3 protein-coding genes and 2 pseudogenes are annotated in these 3,295 nt (G+C 51.6%); all 5 read left to right on the top strand.

Features of this window, described 5'->3' with window-relative positions:
- Positions 1–475: pseudogene (locus RH85_RS11900) on the top strand (conjugative transfer ATPase); the annotation flags it as partial.
- Complete coding sequence (locus RH85_RS11895; RefSeq protein WP_006712496.1) at positions 472–1,440, top strand: TIGR03756 family integrating conjugative element protein; 969 nt, start codon at positions 472–474, stop codon at positions 1,438–1,440. The pseudogene RH85_RS11900 and the gene RH85_RS11895, both read left to right, overlap by 4 nt.
- Positions 1,441–1,456: 16 nt before the next feature.
- Positions 1,457–2,716, top strand: coding sequence for an integrating conjugative element protein (locus RH85_RS11890; protein WP_006712495.1), 1,260 nt, complete (start codon positions 1,457–1,459; stop codon positions 2,714–2,716).
- Positions 2,716–2,991, top strand: a complete 276-nt coding sequence (locus RH85_RS11885) for a hypothetical protein (protein WP_006712494.1) — start codon at positions 2,716–2,718, stop codon at positions 2,989–2,991. The genes RH85_RS11890 and RH85_RS11885 overlap by 1 nt, the downstream gene beginning before the upstream one ends.
- Positions 2,985–3,295: pseudogene (locus RH85_RS11880) on the top strand (conjugal transfer protein TraG N-terminal domain-containing protein); the annotation flags it as partial. The gene RH85_RS11885 and the pseudogene RH85_RS11880, both read left to right, overlap by 7 nt.

The raw sequence follows: 3,295 nt of genomic DNA, 5'->3' as shown, positions 1-3,295 counted from the left end.
AATTGCAACCAACCCACTGCTGGCGCCTTACGCGGTAAAAATCGTCAAGATGTGGCGAAAACTTCAAGCCTGGTTCTGGCTGGCCACTCAAGACCTCGCTGACTTCCCTGCGATTGCCAGAAAGATGCTCAACAACGCGGAATGGTGGGTAATGCTCAACATGCCAGAAGATGAGCTGACCAACTTAGAAGCGTTTAAAAAATTGCGACCTGCAGAAAAAGAGCTCATTCGCTCAATGACCGCAGAAGACAACAAATTCAAAGAAGGGGTGGTCACCGGTCGTAACGACACCTTAATGGCGCGCTTTCGTATTGTCCCGCCCGCGCTTTATCTGGCTCTTGGGGAAACCGATGGTAAGGCGAAGAAAAAACGTCGCGATTTGATGCGTGAGTACGGCATTAGCGAGCTCGATGCGGCGCTACTCAAAGCCAAACAAATTGAACAGGCACGCATGGATTACAGGGGGGAGCGATGAGAGCCATCAACTCACTCTTGATGCTGGGGCTTGCAGCAATGGCTACACCTTCTTTTGCAAGCGCCAATGCACAGACGCAATCAGAGACAGGATTCAACACACTTGAGGTGCTTGCCAGCAGCGCGTGCCCTGATTGCTTGGATTATGAAGTGATTGGGACTTGTGTCTGGATGACCTGCACGCCGGTAGGGTGCTCCACTGACACCTCAATCAAGGTCAAACACCGCCTACCGGATGCGGTTGTGATGAGCTACCCAGAAACCGGAGAGAGCCCATGGTCTGAGCTGCAGTGGCTATCGCCTGCAAATCCATTATCAGAGTCGGGCGGTAAGAGTCACCCGCGCACAGTTCAAGGCGTGGATAACCCAACCACGGCGTTTAACAACGTCGATGTGATTGGTCATCCCGGTGTTGATTCAATTTATGGCCTATTGGGCTCGCTTGGCTACTTTGTGGAGAGTCCGGCGGCATCCATGATGCCTTATTACCTCTCAAGCCTTGACCCACTTGGCTGGCGCTACAACCTGCCAGACCTTTTTACTTTAGACACTTGGAACCCAATGAGTGACACCCTTGGAAACTTTGGCAACGTTTTTCCACGAGGCGGGTTTGCGCTGCAGCCTCATCCGTTTAAAGCGGCGGCGCTTGCGGCCTTTCGCGCGATGCACCTGGTGACAAGAGAAGGAGAGAGCCGCCTCTATCAGCCGCTGGTTGCAAAAAAACGCGCAGGTTACTGGCCGCCAGAAGGGGTGGAAGCGGGTAATGATGAGACCGCCTTTCAGATGATTTACCCGCACAAGCAAGAAGAGGCCTACCCGTGGCCTGAGTTTGATGACAGTACGACCACGACAGACCCTTATGCCGAGCTGCGCTCTGAAAAAGACGACTACGCCTGGGCGGTATGGCGAATGTACAAAGGCTGCGAGCGTAAAGGCGCGAAATTAGTAGCCCATTTTGGCGAATAAATTGAGGACGATATCGATGAAACGATGTGCTTTGGCGTTGGCATTGACCAGCGCGCTCCCTGTGACCTTTCAAGCCAGTGCCGGCACCGATGTGCTGCATTACGCTATCGGCGGCGGTCCGGTTATATCTCTACCGGCGCGCGAAGAAAGCATAAAAACCAAAACCTTAGGTGTTGGCTGGGATATGAACCTGCAGTGTGGACTGCTAGACCCGAAAGTGACCATCAAAAACCAGCTCAACGGCGTCACTAGCGGCTTTCAAGACATGATGGGTGACATGCTCAGCAATGCCACCTCAGCGGTTGCAAGCTTACCCGGCTACTTCATCCAAAAAAGAGACCCTGGTCTTTATGACATGCTCACCAACGGGGTACTGCAAGGCAAGTTTGATTTTGATGATGGCCAGACCTCATGTGAAAACATCACCGAAGAGATGGCTGGGGTGATTCAAGGCAGTGATTACAACACGGCAGCGAGAGCGCAAGCGTGGACTCAAGCGGTGAAAAGTGGGGATGCGGTCAAGGCCAAAGAGCGCGCCATGAAAGAGATGGGCGATAACGGTATCATCTGGGTGGGCGGCCAATCTCGCGGCGGTCGCAATCAGCCGCCACTGAACGCCCCAAAAGATGCCGCGATGGTGGGCTTTGACATGTTGGCCAATGACCAAGAAGCGAAAAACAAAGAGGGGATTTACCGCTACTGGACAAGTGCCGGCGAGATGTCTACTTGGCTTACCCAAGTTATCGGTAGCCGCTCAGTACAAACAGGCATGGATAAGAGCAAAACCAGTGCTACGGCAGGGGTGGGGCTGAGCGCAGAAGTGACAAAAGAAACCCTAGCGCTTGAAAAAGAGCTGCGCCTGGCTATCGCAACAGGTAAAGAGAGCAAGCATTTTCCTCAGCCTCTTATCGATGCTTTGGTGGACAGCAAGGTAGATGACAACAACATGACGCGCATTGCCTCAGAGCTGGCTATCTCACACAGCATGGAAAAGGCCTTACACGCACGACGTGCGCTGCTGACCGGAAAATATGAGGTCAATCTGGCTCAACATCAACTTGCTCAAGAAGAGATTAATCAAGCGGTCAACGTGCTTGAAAAAGAAATCGAGCTCTTAAAGTTTGAAGCCGAGACCAGACAAGCCATTGGTAGCCGAACCGCAACGCAAGTGGTGGAGCAATACCAACGTACACGCGCAGGACAACTGCCGATTGTACCGGAAACGGATTCAGTGCTTTTACAGCAACAATTAACCCCAACACAGGATAATCAATAATGACAACACAAGCCAAACCTCGGGCATCAAGATGGGTAAGCGCCCTTTTGCTGCTCGCTTTATTGCTGATTGGTGTCGCTCTGACTGTCGTTCTCGATGAGAAGGTACTGGTCAGCCACGCCTACAGCGTACCCATGATGCTTTTTCGTAGTGCCACCTATGGCCTTTTGTTTATGAAAGCCAAAAAACGACATTTGGCCCCGATTGCGGTGGTCGCGGTCTTTAACGAACTGTTTATCTTCTTAACTTGGTCAGGAGCAATCACACTATGGTAGTCAACGATCCCCTTTCCGCCATCATGACCCTTGAGGGGTGGTATATTGCCAACAAGTTGATGGTCATTCTTAATCAGACCAACATCATGGTGTTCATGATGTGCATCATCGTTTTCCAAGTGTGGGTCGAAGTACTCCAAGAAGGGGAAGATGAAGGCAACAAAGGGTTGTTGGGACTTAATCGCATCGAGACCAAACAGATGCTCGCGTTTTTCGTGTGCGTTTTCTCAATCCTTCCGATTATCCCTATCAAGGTGAATACGCTGGTCATGAACCAAGAGCTCAGCACTCAATGTGGTGTGGG

Origin of the sequence: Vibrio ichthyoenteri ATCC 700023, assembly GCF_000222605.1 — a bacterium.
Classification (GTDB): domain Bacteria; phylum Pseudomonadota; class Gammaproteobacteria; order Enterobacterales; family Vibrionaceae; genus Vibrio; species Vibrio ichthyoenteri.
The sequence above is the reverse complement of the archived record's forward strand: the minus strand, read 5'-3'. Positions and strand labels throughout refer to the sequence as shown.

What these genes read in the sequence shown, in the direction of transcription:
- RH85_RS11885 (WP_006712494.1), top strand. Translation starts at nt 2,716, where the DNA reads ATGACAACACAAGCCAAACCTCGGGCATCAAGATGGGTAAGCGCCCTT.
- RH85_RS11890 (WP_006712495.1), top strand. Translation starts at nt 1,457, where the DNA reads ATGAAACGATGTGCTTTGGCGTTGGCATTGACCAGCGCGCTCCCTGTG.
- RH85_RS11895 (WP_006712496.1), top strand. Translation starts at nt 472, where the DNA reads ATGAGAGCCATCAACTCACTCTTGATGCTGGGGCTTGCAGCAATGGCT.